Here is a 21,743-nt window from a genome sequence, read left to right on the forward strand (position 1 = left end):
ACCTGCCTTTTCGCTTAAAGCGTAGCGCGAAAAGGCAATTCGGAGCGCTGAGCCGCTCAAACGTAAAGTCCAGTGGACTTTACGTGCGGCGAAGACGTTCGCGCGCTGTAACGCGCGAACGACACGACCTGCCTGAGTTTTATCCCGCGTTTGTTTCCCAAATCGGTCAAAACGTAAACAAATGTGGGGAAATGTGCCCGAGTTTGTTTCCCAAATCGGGCAAAACGTAAACAAATGCGGGAAAAAAGAAACAAACGCAGGCAAATCTGGCGAGTATTGAGCATCAAGTAAGGTAAAAGTTATGAGCGATTTTGTAGATCGAGTAACGGTACATGTTAAAGGCGGCGACGGCGGCAATGGATCCGCAGGCGTGCGCAGAGAAAAATACAAGCCACTTGCAGGTCCAAATGGCGGCAATGGTGGAAACGGCGGAAGCGTTATATTCGTAGCCGATCGCAACGCGAACAGCCTACTCGACTACCGATTCATGCCACATCGTGTAGCGCAGAGTGGCACAATGGGTCTAGGTGATACAAAGGACGGCTCCAAAGGAGAAGACCTTATGTTGCCAGTGCCAGTCGGAACCGTAGTTTTTGAGGCGAAGGGCGCTGCAGGAGCGCAGAAAAAACCAGGCAACGTTTTGGCGGATTTGCAACACGTAGGCGATACATTCGTAGTCGCAGTAGGAGGCGCAGGTGGACTTGGAAACGCTGCTCTTGCCAATAAAACTCGCCGCGCTCCAGGTTTTGCACTACTAGGCGAACCTGGTGAAGAAAGAGACGTAATCCTAGAACTAAAGTCGATAGCAGACGTGGCGCTAGTGGGCTTCCCGTCTGCAGGAAAGTCAAGTCTTGTAGCATCAATTAGCGCTGCAAAACCAAAAATAGCGGACTATCCATTTACAACACTTGTGCCAAACCTTGGTGTAGTCAGCTTTGGTGAATATCGCTACACAATCGCAGACGTGCCAGGATTAATCCCAGGAGCTTCCGAAGGAAAAGGGCTTGGTCTAGAATTTTTGCGCCACATTGAGCGCACGGAAATAATCGCCCACGTAATCGACTGTGCAACGCTTGGACCAAATCGCGACCCAATCAGCGATTATAAGGCTTTGGAACATGAGCTTTCACAATACGCAGACAAGCTGGATTTGCCGCTTGGAGCGATTCCGATTCCAGAGCGTCCGCGAATTATCGTGCTAAACAAGATTGATGTGCCAGAAGCAAAAGAGTTGGCAGAATTTGTGCGAAGCGACTTTGAAAAAATGGGCTTTCCAGTTTTTGAGATTTCTACTGCGTCTCACGAAGGCTTGAAAGAGCTTGGTTTTGCGCTTGGAAAAATGGTGGCTAGTATGCGAGAAAAGCTTGCTGAGCAAGAGGCAGCGCGTGAAGAAGAGCGCGTTGTTATTCAGCCGCTTGAACAGCCAGCATTGAGACGACGCAGAGATGATGGTCGCGGAAGTGCTAGCGACTTTACAATCGAGCGCGAAGAAGACAAAAATGGCGACTTCTGGTTTACCGTTACGGGCGCTAAGCCAGAGCGTTGGGTTGTGCAAACAAACTTCGACAACGACGAGGCAGTTGGCTATTTGGCGGATCGCTTAGCAAAACTTGGTGTAGAAGACGAGTTGCGCAAGAAGGGTGCGCGACCAGGAGACGAGATTAGGATTGGTCGCGGAAACCGCATGGTTTGCTTCGACTGGGATCCAAGCATTGCAGCAGGTGCGGAAGGCTTGGACGGTGCTAGCCTGGGTGCGCGTGGAAAAGACTTGCGACTTGAAGCAAATGACCCTAGAGGTGCAAGACGCACAAACGCTGAACGCAGACGCGATTATCACATGATGATGGATGCAAAGAGCGCTGTGCGAGATGCGATGATGGCGGAGCGAAAGCAAGGGCATTGGGCAGATCCATCGGTAGATGACGATAAACACGATGAGCAGAGTTTATTTGGACGTGGTGAGTAAATGATTAATAAGGCAGTTGAGCCTACCGAAGATGAGATTCGGCGTTCAATTAGCAATGCGAACACAATAGTCGTAAAAGTTGGCTCTAGCTCGCTTACAGACTTATCTGGTCATTTAGACGTGCAAAAATTACGTGCTCTTGTTACGGCTATTAGCCGTGCTCAAATGTCTGGAGCTAATGTAGTTTTAGTATCTTCTGGTGCTATCGCAGCGGGATTTGGACTACTTGGTTTTAATGAACGTCCTAAAGATGTGCCTACTCAGCAAGCAACAGCATCAGTTGGACAAGGCTTGCTCATGTACCAATATGAGTCAGCATTTGCGGAATTCGGCATAAGAGTAGGGCAAATGCTACTAACGGCAGACGTTACTATAAGTCCTTCGCGTTACCGTAATGCCCAACGCACAATGCTTAGGCTGCTGGAATTAGGCGTTGTGCCAATCGTAAACGAAAACGACGCTCTGTCTAGCAACGAAATACGTTTTGGTGATAACGATAGGCTTGCGGCGCTTGTGGCGAACATTGTGCGAGCAGATGCGCTGGTTCTTTTAACAGATGTTGACGCGCTTTACACGGCTCCGCCTAGCGAACCAGATGCTAAGCGGATTAGTTTTGTTCCCGATGTTACGCGCGCGCTAGACGATGTTAAAGTTGGCTCCAGCATTTCGGGTGTAGGCACAGGCGGAATGATAACCAAAATGGATGCGGCGCACGTTGCTGCTGTTTCTGGAATCCCAACGCTTTTGACATGTGCTAGTAACGCGGAGGGCGCACTATCGGGGAAAGCAGTTGGAACCGTGTTCGCGCCACTAAATTCGCGCGCGTCTTCCAGAAGACTTTGGATTGGTTTTGCGTCTAATCCGCATGGCTCGATTATTGTAGATTCTGGTGCAGCTGCAGCCGTTCGAGGAGGGAAAGCAAGCCTGCTGGCTGCTGGAATAGTAGGAGTTGCTGGCGACTTTTCTGCAAGCGATCCAGTGTGGATTGATGACGAGCATGGCAATCATTTAGCCAAAGGGCTAGTTGCATTTGATTCAGATGAGATACCGCAGGTAATGGGTCTTACTACGGACGATTTAGAGGCGACTTTGGGGCGGCAATACGCACATCCTGTGGTGCATCGCGATAATCTTGTGCTTTTATAATCTTCTACTTGCTAATCGATTTGCATGTGCGCTTAAAGCTTCGCCAAGCGAGGTGGAGATTCGAGATTTTTCGCAGCGAAAGAGGCGAGCCTCAGCGCCGAAAGGTGGTGACTCGCCGAGAGAGCAAGAAAAATCGAGAATCTCGGCGATGAAAATCACGCAAAAGTCCTAGATATTCAGAAGGTTTGATGTATTTCTATACGAGCAATAAAAGAGGAGCGTAGCGACGGGACTTGCGAGGAGAGAAATACTCAAACTTCGCGCAATACCAAGTAAGGAGCACACAACTTCAAATAGGAAGCAGTTCTGGTCGAAAAAGAAACAAAATCGGGAAATAACGTGTAATGGTTAAACTGTAAGTATGGCAGAAAATATCGCAGCAAATATGGCAGAAAACGAGTTGCAAATCGCAGCAAACGTATCAAACTCTCAATGGCGCTCTATGAGCAATCGCATTAACAAAGTGGCACCGAGTGCAACGCTTGCTGTAGATGGCAAAGCAAAAGCAATGAAAGCCGCAGGAATCGACGTTATTAGCTTCGGCGCAGGCGAACCTGATTTTCCAACGCCGCTCTACATTGTTGAAGCCGCAGCCGCCGCATGCAAAGACCCAAAAAACTACAAGTACACGGCTACAGCTGGTCTTCCAGAGCTTCGCGAGGCGATTGCGCGCAAAGTCAAGCGCGATTCTGGCTACGATGTTTCCCCAAATCAAGTTGTTGTAACGAATGGCGGCAAACAAGCTGTTTACGAAGCATGCCAGATTTTGTTAAACGATGGCGATGAAGTTATAATCCCAGCGCCATATTGGACAAGCTACCCAGAGGCAGTAAAACTTGCAGGTGGCGTGCCTGTGCCTGTTATGTCTGGCGCGGATCGCGGTTTTGAGCCAGATATTGAGGCGATTGAGGCGGCTCGTACCCCACGCACGTGTGCGATTATTGTAACTTCGCCTTCTAATCCAACAGGCGCTATTTGGAGCGCACAAACGATTCGCGCGATTGGCGAATGGGCTGTAAAACACCATATTTGGGTGCTTTCCGACGAGATTTACGAGCACTTGCATTACGATGGCGTAAAAACGTCGTATATTGGCGTAGAAGTGCCAGAAGTGCGCGACCAGCTGCTTGTTTTGAACGGTGTTGCTAAAACGTACGCAATGCCAGGTTGGCGTGTTGGCTGGATGGTTGCGCCGCTTGATGTCGCAAAAGCTGCGATTAAGCTTCAAAGCCACATGACGTCTAACGTTTCCAATATTTCACAGCGAGCAGCTCTTGCAGCGGTTGGTGGGCCCTTAGATGAAGTTGCAAAAATGCGTGATTCCTTCGATGCTCGTCGCAAGGCTATTGTGCAGGCGTTAAACGATATTGATGGCGTGACTTGCCCTCTTTCGCACGGAGCTTTCTACGCGTTTGCAAACGTTGAGGCACTACTTGATCGCCCGATGGGCAAGGATTCTAAGATTCCAGGCACGTCGTCTGTGCTTGCGCAAATGCTTCTTGATGAAGCGCATGTTGCCGCTGTTCCTGGAGAGGCTTTTGGTGCGCCTGGCCACTTGCGATTCTCGTGTGCTTTAGCAGACAGTCAGCTTGCCGAAGGTATGAGGCGTATGAAGCAGTGGATTGAAGGCGGCAGCGCGTTTTAAAGGCGCCAGCGCGTTGTTTACGCGCGCAAAAGTCGCCAGCAACCGCGCGTTTAGCGACACTCGCTAATCATAATAAAACCCTTAAATCTTGCCCTTCCGCTAACATATCTATTTGGCGGTTTTGCCAAGTCAATCTTTTTAAGGTATGATTAGCAAGTTCACCTAGGGATGTGGCGCAATTGGTAGCGCAACGGTCTCCAAAACCGTAGGTTGTGGGTTCGAGTCCCGCCGTCCCTGCCAGTTTTATTGTTAACAATTTTCAAACGAAGGATTCAAGCATGGCCAAGGCAAAAGAGAAGAAGCCGAATTTGTTCATGCGTATTGGCATGTTCATTAAGCAAACTATTGATGAGACTCGCAAAGTCGTTGCTCCTCACGGCAAGGAATTGTTTGCTTGGTCAGCTTCCGTGTTTATTTTTGTTATTTTCTTGATGGTTTTCGTCACTGTTATGGACTTCGGTTTGGGTAAGTCTGTTATGTGGCTGTTTGGCTGATTTCAACGAATTTTGAGGGTGTGCGAATATGACTGACGAGTTGAATCTCGAAAATGTTGATTCTGTGAATGATCTTGCGGATTTTGACGCAGCTGATATTTCGGTTGATGCTGCAAATGTTGAGAACGCAGATGCTGCAGATACTGTTGTCGTAGAAGATGCTTCTGAAAATAGTGAAAACGTAGCTGGTGAGACCGAGTCTCCTGCTGAGCCTGCTGAAACGGTTGCTGGCGATTCTTCCGCTGCGCAAGAAGTTGATCCTACAGATGCTGGTGCTGCCGCTGTTGCGGAATTCTCTAAGACTTTGCGCACTCTTGAAGGCAAGTGGTACGTTCTCCACACCTATTCTGGCTACGAGAAGCGCGTTAAAACTAACGTTGAATCTCGTGTACAAAGCTTTGGTTTGGAAGACAAGATTTTCCAGATTGAAGTGCCAATGGAAGAGGTTGAAAAGCACACCGACAAGGGTAAGAAGGTTATTACCCGCGTTCGCGTCCCGGGATATGTGCTTATTCGTATGTGGCCAGATGAGAATGCTCGTCGTATTGTGCGCGAAACTGAAGGCGTTACTGGTTTTGTTGGCCCATCTAAGGAGCCTGCTCCTCTTAGCCGTAAGGAAGTTATCGATATGATGGCTCCTATGATTGCGTCTGAGGCTTTGAAGAAGGCTGGAGATAAGCCTGCTGCGGCTCGTAAGCGTACCGTTGAGGTGGCTTACAAGGTTGGCGATCAGGTTACAGTTACCGATGGTCCATTTGCGACTATGGCTGCCGTGGTGTCGGATGTGGATCCTACAACGCAGAAGCTTACGGTTCTTGTTTCTATCTTCGGTCGCGAAACTCCTGTGGAGCTTGGATTTAACCAGGTAGAGCCTATTGTTTGATTTTTAATGCGCGTTTTGTGATTGTTGCGCGTATCTGATTTTATCAGTGCATAAGTCGGGGTGTGGTGTTTGCTGCATCCCGACTTTTGTTTTGTTTTTTTTTGGGGGGGGGGGAAATAATCCGTAATTTTGTAATGTAATTTTTTATAATGTAATCAAAAACCCCGAGCTATTAACCCGGGGTTATGAAAGAGAAGAGAAGAAGAGAGGTTCAGTTATTGGTTCTTGCAAATCATTCGTTATGTTGATTTGCTTTTTCCTTGATGTCTCTATAATAGGCATCCTTTACTTAAGACAAAGATGTTATCGCCTGTGAATTACCTGAAAATCTTGTAAAAAATCCCTACGTTTCGCCATTTTTGTGTATATTTCTTTATTTTTCTGTAGTTCGAGTGCAGTCTTAATAATTTAGCGTTAAATTCTTTGAATTTTGTTAAATCTTTTGTTGATACTGTTCTCTGATGTGCCGTATGCTTGAATCATGTCAGAAATTGCAGAATCTACGAATAGCGATGAGTCTAAAGTTTTACCCACTTCTGAATCGGCTAATTCTTCTGAATCGGCTAATTTGCCGATGTCTATTTCTGCACGATTAGGTAAATTGCAATTCCATCTTTCTGGCAAATTTCGTGTTTTGCAGTTTGCAGATGTTCAGGATGCTCCAAAAATTAGCAAAGATACAATTAGGCTTATAGAGTCCGCTTGTGATGCTGTTAAGCCAGATATTGTGATTTTTACGGGTAATCAAATTGCTGGATATGTTAAAGATTTTGCGGATACATTTGTACGCAGACGCTGGTCTTCGGAGGCTTTCGACTCTTCCTCAGGACGATTTTCTGATAATTACTCGCCTAAGGATGAGTCGTATGCAGAAAAACTAGATGCAACGCGAAAAAAAGTTATTGAGCACATTAAGCGTATGGTGCAGCCTTTGGAAGATCGTTCAATTCCATGGGCGCTGACTTACGGAAACCATGATTTTCAATGTGGGTTAAGCAATGAAGAATTGGATTCTTTGTATCAAGAGTTTAAGGGTTGCATGAACCGTTCTTCGCAAAACAAGTCGAATAATTATGATTCTTCTAGTTGCAATGTTGCAGCTTTGCAATCCACTAAATGCATATTGCCAAATCAAATCATTTTTCCTTGTGAAGCTGGTACGTTTGCGCTTCCAGTTATGGATGTGAATCAGGAAAATGTTGTATTTTCATTAGTTTTGGTTAATTCTGGAGACTATGAGAAGAGTGGAGGTTATGGGAAACCTTCGGATAAGGCACTTGATTTTTTGAGAAATTTGCCAAAGTTATCGCCTCCAAAATTCTGTGTTTTCCAGCATTTTCCTCTTCCTCAATACTATGGTTTAATGCGTGAAGTTTCTAAAGATTATGCGTCTCAGGAACATGCGATCGAGGGGTACAGGCGTTTTGCTGGGAGATATTATGCTTTAGACGATAATCGCGTTTTGCCAGATGGTTATCTTGGAGAAGGTGTGAGTTGCCCAGATAAAGACAGTGGGGAATATGATATTTTGCAAAAGATTGGCACTTTCGCTTTCTGCGCAGGGCATGATCACAGAAACGCGTTTGCTGGACGTTGTAAAGATTCGGATATGCTACTTATGTCTACTGCAACGTGTGGTTTTGGATCTTATGGGCCAGCTGCATCTAAATGTGGTGCAAGACTTATCGAATTTGACATACGTCACCCATACGAGCCTAGAACGCAAATGCTTGAATTTGGTGATTTAGTTGGAAAACCTTCGTCTAAAAAGGCGTATACTTATGGTCTAAACGCGGATTGCGATCACGATTTGCCAGAAGTAGATTTATTGCAAAAACCTTCGCTTTTTGCAAGGCTATTGAGAAGATGGCGGTCTCGCGCAGCAAAGTAGCTTGGTTAATGCTCGAATTGGTATGTGTTATTGGCACGCATGTCGGTATTATAGTGATTAGTTTTAGTTGCAAACGAAAGAGGTAAATGTGTCTGCGCATAATACGGCTGAACAGAACGAAAGTGGCATTGACGCTGCAGACGTTTTGCATGTAGAAGGTGGCAAGCCGCTTAACGGAGCTATTAAAGTTCGTGGTGCAAAAAACTTTGTTAGTAAAGCAATGGTTGCAGCTTTGCTTGCTCCTGGGAAATCCGTGTTAAAGAATGTTCCAGAAATCAGAGATGTTCACGTTGTTTCTGATTTGCTGCGTTTGCATGGAGTAAACGTAGATGTTGATGGCGCTGCAGGCGTTGTTAGTATTGACGCAAGCAACGTTCAGCTTGCTGATGTTGCAGACGTAGATACATTATCAGGATCTTCGAGAATACCTATTCTCTTCTCTGGTCCGCTTCTTCACAGACTTGGTGAGGCTTTTATCCCAGCTTTAGGTGGGTGCAATATTGGAGGGCGTCCAATAGATTTCCATCTTGAAACTTTGCGTAAACTTGGTGCGAATGTAGATAAAGATCATGAGGATGGTATTCATATTACTGCTCCTAACGGCTTGCATGGCACTAAAATTCATCTACCTTATCCATCGGTTGGTGCCACTGAGCAAACTCTTCTTGCAGCCGTGCTTGCAGAAGGTAAAACAGAGCTTTCGGGTGCTGCAATTGAGCCAGAAATTATGGATTTGGTGGCTGTTTTGCAAAAAATGGGCGCTATTATTTCTGTAGACGTTGATCGAACATTTAGGATTGAGGGCGTTGATAAGCTTCAAGGCTACAATCATACGGCTTTAACAGATAGGATTGAGGCAGCATCTTGGGCTTCTGCTGCGCTCGCAACTCATGGTGACGTGTTTATTAAAGGGGCTACTCAGCCAGAGATGATGACCTTCTTAAACGTGTTCCGTAAAGTTGGTGGTCAGTTTGACGTTACTGATAACGGTATTCGATTCTGGCATCCGGGTGGTGATTTGCATCCTGTTGCTATTGAAACCGATGTCCATCCTGGTTTTATGACTGATTGGCAGCAGCCTCTTGTTGTTGCTTTAACTCAAGCTAAAGGTTTGAGTATTGTTCACGAAACTGTTTATGAGAATCGTTTTGGGTTTACAAAACCACTTGTTCAAATGGGCGCTATGATTCAGTTGTACCGCGAGTGCTTAGGTTCTCTTCCTTGCCGATTCCAGCAGCGAAATTACAAGCATTCTGCTGTGATTTTTGGTCCAACACCTCTTACTGGTCAAGATATTGATGTTCCTGATTTGCGAGGCGGTTTTAGTCATCTTATTGCGGCTCTTGCAGCTAAAGGTCCATCTAACGTTAAGGGTATTTCGCTTATTGACCGCGGTTATGCAGATTTCCGTGGTAAGTTGACTGCTCTTGGCGCGGATATTGATTGAGTTATTTGAGTAATTTGTGCAATTTGAGCAATGTGGATAACTTTTCCCTTATTTTTCTAGGGTTTTGATGGCTTTGGTACACATTGTTCTGTAAGTATTTTCAATACGCAAATTAGTCTATAAAGTTTGCAGCACAGGATTATTGTCATTTTGATTTTATGAAAGTGCGGCAAATATGGTTTGTGTGGGTGGAAGATATCAGATTCTCGGAAAACTGGGAGCTGGAGGAACATCTACTGTTTATCTTGCGGTAGATAATGTTCTTCATAAGCAGTGGGCTGTAAAAGAAACTGCTACTGATTCTGATGACGATAAAAAAGCCTTGATTTTGCAATCTTTGCGTGCAGAAGTTGAGGTTTTAAATCATTGCAATCATCCTTCTATACCTAGAATTGTTGATTTTTTTGAGGAGAATGGCAGAGCATACGCTGTTCGCGACTATGTTGACGGATTTTCTTTAAAATCAATGATTTTACAAGAAGGTGTTATGAATCCTGCCGAAGTGTGTAATTTAGGCATACGATTATGCGGCTTGTTGCAATATCTTCATTCACTTAATCCTTCTATTGTTTATTGTGATTTAAAACCATCTAACATTATGCTTGGTGCAGATTCAAAGGTTTATTTAATTGATTTCGGATCTGCATTAGAAATTAAAAATAAAGATGGTGTATTGGTGCAACCAAGCAGATTTAAACAAGATGCGCGTTTTGCCACTCGTGGATTTGCTGCTCCAGAACTTTTTAAGACTGAATCTAAAATAGGCGTTTTTACTGATGTTTATTCTCTTGGTGCTACATTGTGGTTTGCTCTTACGGGTAAATGTTTTTCTGATAATAACGAGACTATAAACTCAGGAAACTCAGAAAACTCAGGGCATTATGATGCTACAAAGCACTTTACTAACTTCGACTTAGCAGATGGTGGTTTTGCTAACAATCTTCAAGCTGTTTTAATGCGCGCCATGTTAGAAAATCCTTTGGAGCGTTATGCGGATTGTAAAGAATTTGCTCAGTCGTTAGAGGATTGCTTAGAAAATTATTTAGGTGACAATTTAGATTCCGACGTAGAGGGTATAGAAAATATCAGGTCGCGTGTAAATCATTATAAGAATAATCGTCGCGATAGGCGTAAGAGTAGCCGTAGGAGTATCCGTAAAAATAGTCATAAAAAGAGTAGTGGAAATACTCATCGAAATATTGTAATCAAAATTATTTGCTGCATACTAATGGTGATTATTGGCTGCTTTTTGATAGGAACATCGTTGCATTCTTTAACATCAAATAGTCAAATAAATAGTCGAAAAAATGATTATGCGCGAGTGGCTCGTGACAATCGTGAAAAAAGAAACAAGAATGCTATAGAGAAAATAAGTGATGTTGAAAAATATAAAAACTACATGAGAACAGCGGCAAAATCAATGGATTCTAAGCAGGTGATTCAAAATGTTAAGCAAGCCATGCGATTGCAAATAAAACTTTTTAATGCCAATATTCAGCCGCTTTCCATTCAACCAATACTCAGACTTTTAGTGCATCAAATTGAAGATTTTCGGTGGACTCTTGATGAAAGAGAAGATTTTACAGCATTGATCAATGAGTATAAAAACATGCTTAAAAAATCTGAAGATTGGTATGAGTTGTGCTTATCCGTGGGCAAAGCATATTGGTACTATAGCGTTGAAAACGGGGAAGAAGTTAGTGATTCAAATAGAAAAACTCGCATAACAGCAGCGTCTGAATGGTTTAAAGAAGCGTTAAAAGGTGTTAAATCAAAAGACTATGAGTTGGCATCAATGTATTATTCGATTGGAAGTGAGTATTTAAGCTTTGCATCTTATGCGGAAGGAAAATCCAAGCCGCAAAATGTTGATTATATTACGAAGTTGCATAATTTTATTGAAAATGCTAAGAAAAATCAGAACGAGATTGTAAAAATAGATGCGTGTGAACTTGTTTTTAATTCGCTAAAATCGTGGATTAGTTTATTTAAGTCTTATGCTGTTAGTCAAGATAGTATTGAAAATATTTTTGACGACGCGTTAGATTTAGCGCGATCTATAAAGTCGCAAAATAAAAACGTTGACAATAGAGTTAAGCAGATAATGAGCCAAGCAGATCCGTTAATTGATTCAATTGAAAATATATTTGACAATGGCGATATTTGATGTTTAAGGATTCACTAGGTGCGGTGGAGATTCGAGATTTTTTGCAGCGGATGAAGCGAACCTCAGCATGAAATGGTGATTCGCTGAAGAAGCAAGAAAAATCGAGAATCTCGGTGATGAAAGATACGCAAAAGTTTTAGATATTCAGAAGGTTTGATGTATTTCTATACGAGCAATAAAAGAGGAGCGTAGCGACGGGACTTGCGAGGAGAGAAATACTCAAACTTCGCGCAACAGCAAACAAGGAATCGCGCAATAGTAAGTAAGAAAAGAAAAAGCCCACTGCGGTGGAATGAATGCAGTGGGCTTCGTGGAGCTAATGGTAATCGAAACCACGACCTCTTCGATGCGAACGAAGCGCTCTACCAACTGAGCTATAGCCCCATTGTTCTACAACAACTCTGCACACTGTACTACAAGGTGCGTAAAAGTACAATGCTAAACCGGTATGGAGTGTTGCAAAAAACGTTTAAATATCAATAATAATGCGCCTAATACTTATTTGTATTTTCATATAGTGCACACATTTAGTATGCATATGTGGAAGCTACATTGCTGTCATAAATCCGCCAAAAATCACCACAAGAATCGCTAAGACTTCAATAGTATAGAACATTATAAATGATGCCCAGCTGCAAGTCAGCACATTTAAGCGTGATGTTTTAGGCACTATTACAAGTAGTCCTACGAATAAAACAGCGTATACAGCAACGCCAAATCCTGCAGATATTATTCCAAGGTTTGCTGCATTAGCTAGTCCAGCTGCAGACCCATAAACGACGTATGTTGAGTACCAAAAGCTTAGTCTTAGCAAGCATAAGCCGCTTATAAATTGTTCAATCGTTAGAAAAATAACGAATAAAAATCTCCACAGCCATTTTTTAGACTCTATTAATGCCATTGCTAGTGTTGTAGCTGTTGCAACGGTTGTAACCCATGCTATAAACACAACGCCTTGTGGTGTTAAACCAGAATAATGTTGAACAACCCATGAAGTGTGTTGTACTGCTAATGTTCTACCTATCCAATATGGAATGACTATTGCTGCTAGAAGCACTGCAAAGTAGAGTATCCAGCGTTTAGGATTAGAGTGACGTTTGGAAATATCTGCTATCGATAGCTCAGATTCCAATTCGTTAGGTGATTCAAGTGTTTTATCTGCGTTAGCATCAGTGTTTGCTTTACGCTGATCCATCTTTTGCCACTCTCCTTTAAACGCGTTAAACACTTTAAAGCTAGATCAAATTTGTAATATCAAATTCTCAATGACTACATTACCAGCAAAATAAAATATACGCGAAAAACGCCTGATTGTCTGTAAAAAATCTCGAATCGTTAGCTTGTTAATCATCTTGTTAATCAGCATGTTTAATCGTTAGTCTGTGTTGCGTGTGCACGGTAAGTGCGCTAGCGTTCTTGGTTTTGTAGTCAAATATCGGTTTTAAGGAAACAAATTCAGGATTCAAATCATAATCTCATAATCTAAAGCGTGCAATATAATTGTTAATCCGCGCAAAATGCGTGCATAAAAAGTGCAACACGGCACTACAAAACAGGATTTTAGGTATTCTTATGGGATTTATTCATTTTATTCTTAATCTTCTTAAAGACCCGCGTTCAGCTATAGCTGGTTGGATTGCTATAGGTACAGCTCCTGCTTTGGGATTGATATTCTTAATCGTTTTTATTGAAACAGGCGTTGTGTTTTTCCCATTTTTGCCTGGAGATTCTTTGCTTTTTGCAGCAGGATTCTTTGCTGCTCCAGATTCGCAAACTGGTAAAAGTTCTCTTCCGCTTATGCTTTTGCTCGCGGTTGTGTGGATAGCACCTATTGTTGGCGACCAGTGCAATTATTTCATCGGACACTTTTTCGGCAGAAGAATTGTTGAATCTGGTAAAGTTAAGGCATTGACTCCAGAACGCGTTGCTAAAACAGAGAAGATGATTGATAAATGGGGTCCTCTTGCTGTGTTTTTAGGTAGGTTTTTCCCGTTTATACGAACTTTTATGCCTTTTATTTCGGGTATTTCTGGAATGCGTTGGACTCGTTTTACTCCTTTCTCGATTCTTGGTGGAGTGGTATGGTCGTCGCTTTTTACAATGCTCGGATATTTCTTCGGCAATATTCCTTTTGTTCAGAAGAATTTTGAGCTTGTTATAGTGGCGATTCTGCTGATTTCTCTTGTACCAACGTTTATTGGACTTTATAAAGCTCATGCTGCTAACAAAGCTAAGAAATGTTTGGAGAAGTAGGGTATTAGTAGAATTACGAGTATTCAATCGAATTAATCTTGTTAACACGTTGTTGTAGAATCAACACTTGGCGTGTAACGCCCGCGGATTGAGAGCGCTGCATCATAAGGTTGCAGCACCGCGCAGTGATATTAAGGAGGACGCCGTGGCATTGACGGCTGAAGATAAGAAGAGCATCATCAACGAATACGCGACACATGAGGGTGACACGGGTTCCCCAGAGGTCCAGGTTGCTTTGTTGAGCAAGCGTATTGCTGACCTTACTGATCACTTGAAGGAGCATAAGCATGATCACCACTCTCGTCGTGGTATGATGCTCATGATTGGTGATCGTCGTCGTCTTCTTGATTATTTGAAGCGTGTAGACATCAACCGTTATCGTTCTTTGATCGATCGACTCGGATTGCGTCGATAAGTCTTTTTTGCCCGGGCATAAGCTCGGGCTTTTATATTTTCATGATGAATATTTTCATTATGTATTTATCGGGTTTATCGGTTTTAGTGGGTTTGAAGTAGAATAGAAAAGCTTGAATTAAATCTATTAGTTTTAAACAGACTTATAGTGTCTAATTTGTAGAGTTATGGAAAAACTATAGAAAATATTGTAGAGACTTATATTTTTGGATTTTAGAATTTAGGATTCATAAGATTTATAACTGAAGATTTAGAAGCATAATTGAATATGGATGATTGAAGTAGCCGAAACAAAAAACACTACGAAAAGAAACATTGGCATATGCAAATTTGCAAATTCGCGTGGATGTTAGAGGTAAACAAATAACAAAAGCGAAGTTGTCAATGTTATTACGCATGTTGGTTGATTAGGTAAGTTAAGAAAAGGAGGAACCCGTGGAGGGTCCCGAAATTAAGGCTGTAGAAGCCGTTATTGATAATGGTTCATTTGGAAAGCGTACGCTACGCTTTGAAACTGGTCGCCTTGCTCAGCAAGCAGACGGTGCTGTTGCCGCATATTTGGATGATGATTCCATGATTTTGTCGACGACGACTGCAGGATCTAGCCCAAAGGAAAATTACGATTTCTTCCCATTAACTGTTGATGTGGAAGAAAAAATGTATGCTGCTGGAAAGATTCCAGGATCTTTCTTCCGCAGAGAAGGACGCCCGTCAAATGAGGCAACACTTGCGTGCCGTATTATTGACCGCCCATTACGCCCATTGTTCCCACACACTTTGCGTAACGAAGTGCAAGTTGTTGAAACAATTTTGGCAATTAATCCAGATGATGCATACGATGTTATTGCTTTGAATGCTGCATCTGCATCTACTATGATTTCTGGATTGCCATTTGAAGGCCCAGTTTCTGGTGTGCGTTTGGCTTTGATTGATGGTCAGTGGGTTGCTTTCCCACGTTGGAGTGAGCGCGAGCGTGCAGTATTTGAGATTGTTGTTGCTGGTCGTGTTATTGAAAATGGCGATGTTGCTATTGCAATGATCGAAGCTGGCGCTGGCAAGAACGCTTGGAATTTGATCTATAACGAGGGTCAAATCAAGCCAGATGAGGAAGTTGTAGCTGGTGGTTTGGAAGCTGCAAAGCCTTTTATTAAGGTTATTTGCGACGCTCAGAATGAGTTGAAGCGTATTGCAGCTAAAGAAACCAAGGAATTCCAGCTGTTCCCAGAATACACTGACGAACTTTATGCAAGAATCGATGAGATTGCTCATGCTGATTTGAACGAGGCTCTTTCTATTGCTGAAAAGCTTCCACGCCAAGACCGTATTGCTGAAATTAAGGAAGGCGTGCGTGCTGCAATCGCAGAAGAGTTTACTGATATGGACGATGAGGAGAAGGAAAAGGAACTTGGTAACGCCTTCAAGGAGTTGCAGCGCCAGATTGTTCGTCGTCGTATTTTAACGGAAGATTACAGAATTGATGGTCGCGGTTTGCGCGATATTCGTACGCTTAGTGCCGAAGTAGATATTGTTCCTCGCGTTCACGGTTCTGCGCTATTCCAGCGTGGTGAAACCCAGATTTTGGGCGTAACTACTTTGAACATGCTTAAGATGGAGCAGCAAGTGGATGCGCTTTCTGGTCCGCAGACTAAGCGCTATATGCACAATTACGAAATGCCTCCATATTCCACTGGTGAAACTGGTCGCGTTGGATCTCCAAAGCGTCGCGAGATTGGTCATGGTGCTTTGGCTGAGAAGGCTTTGGTGCCAGTTTTGCCAAGTCGTGAAGAGTTCCCATACGCTATTCGTCAGGTGTCTGAAGCTATTGGTTCTAACGGTTCCACTTCTATGGGATCTGTTTGCGCGTCTACGCTTTCTTTGCTTGCAGCTGGTGTGCCTTTGAAGGCTCCAGTTGCTGGTATTGCTATGGGCTTGGTTTCGGGAGATGTTGATGGAAAGCATATCTTCAAGACTTTGACCGATATTCTCGGTGCAGAAGATGCTTTCGGAGATATGGACTTCAAGGTTGCTGGTACTTCCGAGTTCATCACTGCTTTGCAGCTTGACACTAAGCTTGATGGCATTCCAGCTGATATTTTGGCTGCCGCTTTGCAGCAGGCTCACGAAGCTCGTGCAACGATTCTTGAAGTTATCAACGAGTGCATTGATTGCCCAGCTGAGATGAGCCCATTTGCTCCACGCATTATCACAACTACGATTCCTGTAGATAAGATTGGTGAAGTAATCGGACCTAAGGGCAAGATGATTAACCAGATTCAAGAAGAAACTGGTGCCGAGATTGCCATTGAAGATGACGGTACTGTTTATATTTCTTCTGAAGGCGGCGAAGCTGCTCAGAAGGCGAAGGAAATCATCGACTCTATTGCAAATCCTCGTATTCCAAAAGCTGGTGAAACTTTCACTGGTAAGGTTGTTAAGACAACAAGCTTTGGTGCTTTCGTAAACTTGACTCCTGGAAGTGACAGATTGCTGCACATTTCTCAGATTCGTAACCTTGCTAATGGCGAGCGCATTGATACTGTTGAAGATGTGCTTAAGGAAGGCGATAACGTAGAAGTAATCGTACAAAGCGTGGATGAGCGCGGTAAGATTTCTTTGGCCATTCCAGGTTTTGAGAATCAGGAATCTTCTGCTCCAGCGCCTCGCGAAAACCGTGGTCGCGCTCCTCGCGAAGATCGTGATGATAGGGATGATCGCAGAAGCGATCGCCGACGCGCTCCACGTGACGATAGGGATGATAGGGGCGATAGGGATGAGCGCCCTCGCCGCCGTAATGTTCGTGATGATCGTGATTCGCGTTATGACGATAGGAATGATCGAAACGATAGAAGCGATCGTTCTGACCGTTATGAGGATCGTTCTTCCAGAAGGGATGATCGCAGGGATAATCGTTACGATAACAACGATTTTGAAGATCGTCCTCGCCGACGCGCTCCACGTGAAGATCGTTATGATGATAGGGATGATCGCAGGGATAATCGCGATGATCGCCATGAAGATAGGTCTGCTCATCGCAATGCCGATCGTCGTGGAAACGACCGTAATCCACGTTACGCAGCTGATGACGATCACTATGATGAGTATCGCGCATCTCGCGAAGAGCGTTCTGAGCGCCCTCGTCGTAGGATCCGTCGCGATTTTGACCCATTTGACGAGGATTAATCTTAAGTCAAATAGATGAACGCACAAAAGCGTAGTCGCATAAAATAAAAATAATTCTAAATGCCTTCAAGTAGCTTTTGCACTTGGGGGCATTTTAAAACGGCTTAAAATAAGGGAAATACTATTATGGATCGCATTTTAGGGTCATTTAAAACCACTTCTATTGGTTTTGGTGAAATGCCATTGACGATTGAAAACAATCTTGGACACGATATGGGTATCGAAACTATTCATGCAGCTCTTGATGCAGGCTGCACTCATATCGATACAGCATGGGCATACTATTGTTCTGGCGGCGAGGAACAAACTGGAGAAAAGCTTGTTCGCGAAGCTTTAGAAAGTTGGAATGGAGACAAGTCCTCTATTTTAGTTGCAACAAAAGTCGGACACTTCCGCAACTTTACTGACGGACGACCAACATGGGGTAAAGATGGTAAGCCAGAGCATTTGATTGCGCACGCTAAAGAGTCAGCAATGGCTCTTGGCGTAGATACGATTGATTTGCTTTACTTCCACAGGCCAGATCCAGAAGTTCCATACAATGAGTCGATTGAAGCAATGCAACAGCTGCTCGATGAAGGAGTTGCGCGCGAAATTGGCATTTCTAACGCATCTGTTGAGCAGATTGACATTGCGCGCGGAATTCTTGGAGAAAAGCTTGTGGCTGTGCAAAACCAGTATTCTCCAGTGCATTTAGAGAATGAAGACACGTTGCAATATTGCAAGCAGCTTGGAATTGCGTTTGTTTGCTGGAGTCCTCTTGGAGGGTTCCGTCACCCATATGACGAGCATCTTTTTGACCCATTCCGCAAAGTGGCAGATGCTCATAAAGTTAGCTATCAGCAGGTTGTTTTGGCTTGGGAGCTTGCTAAGGGAAATAACGTTTTTGTTATTCCAGGCGCGCATAGGCCAGCTACAATATTGGATAGTCTAAAAGCTGCGGATTTGCAGTTAAGCGATGAAGAATTAGCTTATTTGGGCTAACTTTTACGGCAAATAACTTGTTACAGCAAATAAAACAAAACGAAAGCGAATAATATGCAGGAAACTAGCGTAGCAGGAATGCCACTTGCTCATGAAGACGCGCACGGGTTGCCAATTCCAGTGACAATTCCAGTGCCATTGGGATCGCGCGCTCACGCCGTTTTTACAACACGATTAGGTGGCATTTCCGAAGGTGATTTTGCGTCGCTTAACCTAGGTGGCAAAGCTGGCGACGATGCTAAAGCTGTGTTTAGCAACCGTTGTGCTTTGCAAAATACTCTTAAAGCCGACTTGTGTCTTGTTAGCCAAGTGCATGGAAATAACGTATTTGATGCAGATTCAATAGTTGATTCATGGAACACTCAGTACGGTTTCGATGCAACAGGTTTTGCAGATTCAAAAGTGCGAATTGAGGCTGATGCGCAAGTTTCAACAGCATGCTCACTCGCTTTAGGAATGTTTGCTGCAGATTGCCTACCAGTTTTACTTGCCGATAGTGAATCTGGAGTAATAGCTGCAGCGCATTGCGGACGAAAAGGCTTAATGGCTGGAGTACTTGATTCTACTATTGAAGCAATGTGTGAGAAAGGAGCCGAATGCTCGAATATAACAGCTGTTCTTGGACCATGTATTTGTGGCGATTGCTATGAAGTTGGCGAAGAAATAGCTAGCGACTTTGAGCGACGCTACCCACAGACTGCAACGCAAACGCGTTTTGGTGGAGTGGGAATTGATATTGCTGAAGCTGCCCGCATTGATTTAGCGCTGGCAGGAGTTGCAAACGTTGTTGACGCTTTGCCGCGAGTTACAGCTGCAACTCAATATTTGGCAGAAGACGAAGAATTGAGTACAGTTTGCGATGTTGATTGCGAAGGTGGAACGCTGAAAAGTCGCCTTCAGGCGTTGCAAAACCCAATGTGCACGTTGGAAAATCCACTCTGGTATTCTCATAGACGCGCAGGTCTTGCTGGAAAATCACATGAAGGACGATTGCTTGCGCTTATAGTCAAAGATAAGTAAAAAGCAAAGCTATTCGTAGAAAGCTATTGTTATGAAGCAAATTAACGTAGTTATTTCAGGATTTGGACCATATGCTGATCTTAGCGTAAACCCGTCTTACGAAGTGCCATTGGCTTTAGAACAATATTCAAGTCAGGAGCTTGATCTTCCAGAAGATGTTAGAGTAAATATCAAGTCTGTAATGCTGCCGATTAGCTTTGCAAACGCATGGCCTCAGCTTTTAGAAATGATTAATGCGCAAGATGCGGATATTGTAATAGCAACAGGGGTAAAACATACTGCTCGCGGAGTGCAATTAGAACGGTGCGCCACAAATATTATGGACGCAACTAAACCAGACGTAGATAACCACACTCCACAAAGTGTACAAATTGTTGAAAATGGACCATCTGCATATTGGACTAGGTTGCCATTGCGAATGATTCTGAACGATTTTGCTCACGATGCAATAGCGTCAACACTAAGTTCGGATGCAGGAACATACGTTTGCAACTCACTGTTTTATAGGCTATTAAATTGGGCGTCCAATAATTCTAAAAAGCAGATAATCGCAGGATTTGTAAGTTTTCCTCCAGTTGTTGCAACTCATGACGCTAGGCATGGGCTGCCGTTAGATTCGCAAATAAAAGCTGGTCAAAACATAATTCGTGAAGCCGTAAAATACTATATGAAACCTTCATCTTTAAGCATATTGCTCGAGTAGTTCGCTCGACACGCCCGAGTGTTTTTGCGTCTAAAGTGATAGCGTTATTGCTGATGGAGTGTGCACGATAAGTTAGTGAATCGTGCGGGGGTTTGTGAAAGGAAAAACTATGGTGCCAGATCGTTTCCCAACTGCTTTGCGCGGATACGACAAAGATAAAGTCAACGAAGCCTTTTCTAACTACGAGCGCACAATATCGCGTCTGCGTGAACAAGTGCGATCTAGTGACGAATCTATTCTTCAATTGCAAGCACAATTGCAAGAAGAAAAAAATAATGTTAAACGTGCAAAAAGCGGGAATACTTTTGCATCTTTGGGCGCAAATGCGCAACAATTACTTGCGTCGGCAGAACAGACGAGTTCGCAGCTAATTGAACGCGCAAAGCAAGACGCTGCGTCGATTAAAAAAACTGCTCAGGCGCAGGCGGGAACCTTGCTAAACAATGCAAAATTAGACGCAGAGCATTTGCTGCAAGAGGCTCAAACAAAAGCGGATACGCTGCTTTCTACAGCAAGCAACAAGGCAAGCCAGATGACGAGTGCGGCAAAAGAAGACTCGCAGCGTTTGCGTGAAACAACAAACAAAGATGTTACTGCACAAAGAGATGCTGCAACGCTGGAAATAAACAACGCTAGAGAAGAACACACGAAGCGAATGGCATCCGAAAAATCCGAGCAGGAGCGAGCAATTGCACAGCTAAAAGCGGATGCAGCGCAGAAAATCGCGGAACAGAGGTCTGCGGCAAACGCGGAAATTGCTCATGCTAAAGCAGAGACAAATGATCAGATTGAGTCGGCTTTGGCAGAAGCAAACAAGAAACTTGCAGACATGCAGGAGCGAGCAACAAAGATGATGGCGGATGCGCAGCGCAAGGCTGGAGAAATTACAGATGCTGCTGCTGCGAAAGCCCAGGAGATTGCAGACGAAGCGCAAGTTGAGCGTACGCGCACGCTAAGCCAGGTTAGTGCAGAAGTTGAGCAAATTAGAAACGATATTGCAGCTCAGCAAGAAGAAGCAACAAAAAAGGTGAACGAACTTATATCTGGATTGAAAGAGCGAGAACACGCTGCTCAAGAAGAGGCTGATGCGCTTGTTGCTAGGGCAAAAACTATTCATCAGGATGCGGATAATTATGCTGCACAGGCGCATAAGGATGCGGATGCTCAGGCTGCACAAATCGTTCGTAAAGCTATGCAAGATGCTACGGCTCAAGTGGAAGAGCGTAGGGCAGCAGCTCAGCAGGAGCTGGATGGTATGACGGCGCGCCTAACACAATTGCAGCATAGGGAAGCGCAAATTACGCAACGTGTTACCGAGCTTAGGTCTTTGTTTGCAAACGCTTTTTCTGGATTTGATTTTGGTGATGCTGTTTCTGGGCAGGGGCATTCTGGCGATTCTGCAGATGCGGATGCTTCGGATAATAGCGATGCTGATGCCCAAAAACAGGCGAGGAAAGACGCACAAGCCCAAGTTGAAGAAGCTATTGCTCAGGAATCCTGAGTGGCGAGTTGCGAGTAGCGAATTGTGCTGTGTGGTGGATTTATAAGTG

The 21,743-nt window shown here is 44.0% G+C and carries 16 protein-coding genes and 2 tRNA genes; 16 read left to right on the forward strand and 2 right to left on the reverse strand.

Translation table 11 applies throughout. The features are described 5' to 3' along the window. The first annotated feature begins 301 nt into the window (after positions 1–301). From obgE to GAVG_RS00970, 9 genes are all read left to right on the forward strand, one after another. The gene (gene obgE, locus GAVG_RS00930; RefSeq protein ID WP_009993651.1) at positions 302–1,966 is read left to right on the forward strand and encodes a GTPase ObgE; all 1,665 of its coding nucleotides are present in this window, start codon (positions 302–304) and stop codon (positions 1,964–1,966) included. Then, positions 1,967–3,112 (forward strand): glutamate 5-kinase, encoded by a 1,146-nt coding sequence (gene proB, locus GAVG_RS00935; protein WP_004118343.1) that lies wholly within the window; start codon positions 1,967–1,969, stop codon positions 3,110–3,112. A 385-nt stretch (positions 3,113–3,497) separates the two neighbouring features. Next, complete coding sequence (locus tag GAVG_RS00940; RefSeq protein ID WP_048653141.1) at positions 3,498–4,757, forward strand: pyridoxal phosphate-dependent aminotransferase; 1,260 nt, start codon at positions 3,498–3,500, stop codon at positions 4,755–4,757. Positions 4,758–4,921: 164 nt separating this feature from the next. After that, positions 4,922–4,997: transfer RNA gene (locus tag GAVG_RS00945), tRNA-Trp, on the forward strand. Positions 4,998–5,035: 38 nt separating this feature from the next. Further along, positions 5,036–5,251, forward strand: coding sequence for a preprotein translocase subunit SecE (gene secE, locus GAVG_RS00950; protein ID WP_004111941.1), 216 nt, complete (start codon positions 5,036–5,038; stop codon positions 5,249–5,251). Positions 5,252–5,279: 28 nt separating this feature from the next. Beyond that, the gene (nusG, locus tag GAVG_RS00955) at positions 5,280–6,134 is read left to right on the forward strand and encodes a transcription termination/antitermination protein NusG (RefSeq protein WP_004118345.1); all 855 of its coding nucleotides are present in this window, start codon (positions 5,280–5,282) and stop codon (positions 6,132–6,134) included. Between the two features lie 481 nt (positions 6,135–6,615). After that, positions 6,616–8,025, forward strand: coding sequence for a metallophosphoesterase (locus tag GAVG_RS00960; RefSeq protein ID WP_009994437.1), 1,410 nt, complete (start codon positions 6,616–6,618; stop codon positions 8,023–8,025). A gap of 88 nt (positions 8,026–8,113) precedes the next feature. Next, positions 8,114–9,472, forward strand: coding sequence for a UDP-N-acetylglucosamine 1-carboxyvinyltransferase (murA, locus tag GAVG_RS00965; protein ID WP_004111949.1), 1,359 nt, complete (start codon positions 8,114–8,116; stop codon positions 9,470–9,472). Positions 9,473–9,647: 175 nt separating this feature from the next. Beyond that, complete coding sequence (locus tag GAVG_RS00970; RefSeq protein ID WP_009994438.1) at positions 9,648–11,639, forward strand: serine/threonine protein kinase; 1,992 nt, start codon at positions 9,648–9,650, stop codon at positions 11,637–11,639. Between the two features lie 311 nt (positions 11,640–11,950). On the opposite strand, the gene GAVG_RS00975 is transcribed toward GAVG_RS00970, so the two are convergent. Together GAVG_RS00975 and GAVG_RS00980 are read right to left on the reverse strand one after the other, a co-directional pair. Further along, a tRNA-Ala gene (locus GAVG_RS00975) sits at positions 11,951–12,023 on the reverse strand. A 163-nt stretch (positions 12,024–12,186) separates the two neighbouring features. Then, the gene (locus GAVG_RS00980) at positions 12,187–12,834 is read right to left on the reverse strand and encodes a hypothetical protein (protein ID WP_004111953.1); all 648 of its coding nucleotides are present in this window, start codon (positions 12,832–12,834) and stop codon (positions 12,187–12,189) included. A 377-nt stretch (positions 12,835–13,211) separates the two neighbouring features. Between GAVG_RS00980 and GAVG_RS00985 the strand changes: the two genes are divergently transcribed. From GAVG_RS00985 to GAVG_RS01015, 7 genes are all read left to right on the forward strand, one after another. Then, complete coding sequence (locus GAVG_RS00985; RefSeq protein ID WP_009994439.1) at positions 13,212–13,892, forward strand: DedA family protein; 681 nt, start codon at positions 13,212–13,214, stop codon at positions 13,890–13,892. Between the two features lie 145 nt (positions 13,893–14,037). Next, the gene (gene rpsO, locus GAVG_RS00990) at positions 14,038–14,307 is read left to right on the forward strand and encodes a 30S ribosomal protein S15 (RefSeq protein WP_004111957.1); all 270 of its coding nucleotides are present in this window, start codon (positions 14,038–14,040) and stop codon (positions 14,305–14,307) included. Between the two features lie 434 nt (positions 14,308–14,741). Next, a complete protein-coding gene (locus tag GAVG_RS00995; RefSeq protein ID WP_048653116.1) occupies positions 14,742–17,486 on the forward strand; it encodes a polyribonucleotide nucleotidyltransferase in 2,745 nt (914 codons plus the stop codon). Positions 17,487–17,612: 126 nt separating this feature from the next. Further along, on the forward strand, positions 17,613–18,470 hold the full coding sequence (locus tag GAVG_RS01000; RefSeq protein WP_004115945.1) for an aldo/keto reductase: 858 nt from the start codon (positions 17,613–17,615) through the stop codon (positions 18,468–18,470). A 54-nt stretch (positions 18,471–18,524) separates the two neighbouring features. Continuing rightward, positions 18,525–19,490: a polyphenol oxidase family protein gene (locus GAVG_RS01005; RefSeq protein WP_004575086.1), complete on the forward strand. Its 966-nt coding sequence runs from the start codon at positions 18,525–18,527 to the stop codon at positions 19,488–19,490. 31 nt (positions 19,491–19,521) lie between these two features. After that, positions 19,522–20,193, forward strand: coding sequence for a pyroglutamyl-peptidase I (locus GAVG_RS01010; RefSeq protein ID WP_004115940.1), 672 nt, complete (start codon positions 19,522–19,524; stop codon positions 20,191–20,193). Positions 20,194–20,302: 109 nt separating this feature from the next. Beyond that, positions 20,303–21,694: a coiled-coil domain-containing protein gene (locus GAVG_RS01015; protein WP_004111967.1), complete on the forward strand. Its 1,392-nt coding sequence runs from the start codon at positions 20,303–20,305 to the stop codon at positions 21,692–21,694. The last annotated feature ends 49 nt before the right edge of the window (positions 21,695–21,743 follow it).

The organism is Gardnerella vaginalis ATCC 14018 = JCM 11026 (genome assembly GCF_001042655.1).
In the GTDB taxonomy this organism is placed as follows: Bacteria; Actinomycetota; Actinomycetes; order Actinomycetales; family Bifidobacteriaceae; genus Bifidobacterium; species Bifidobacterium vaginale.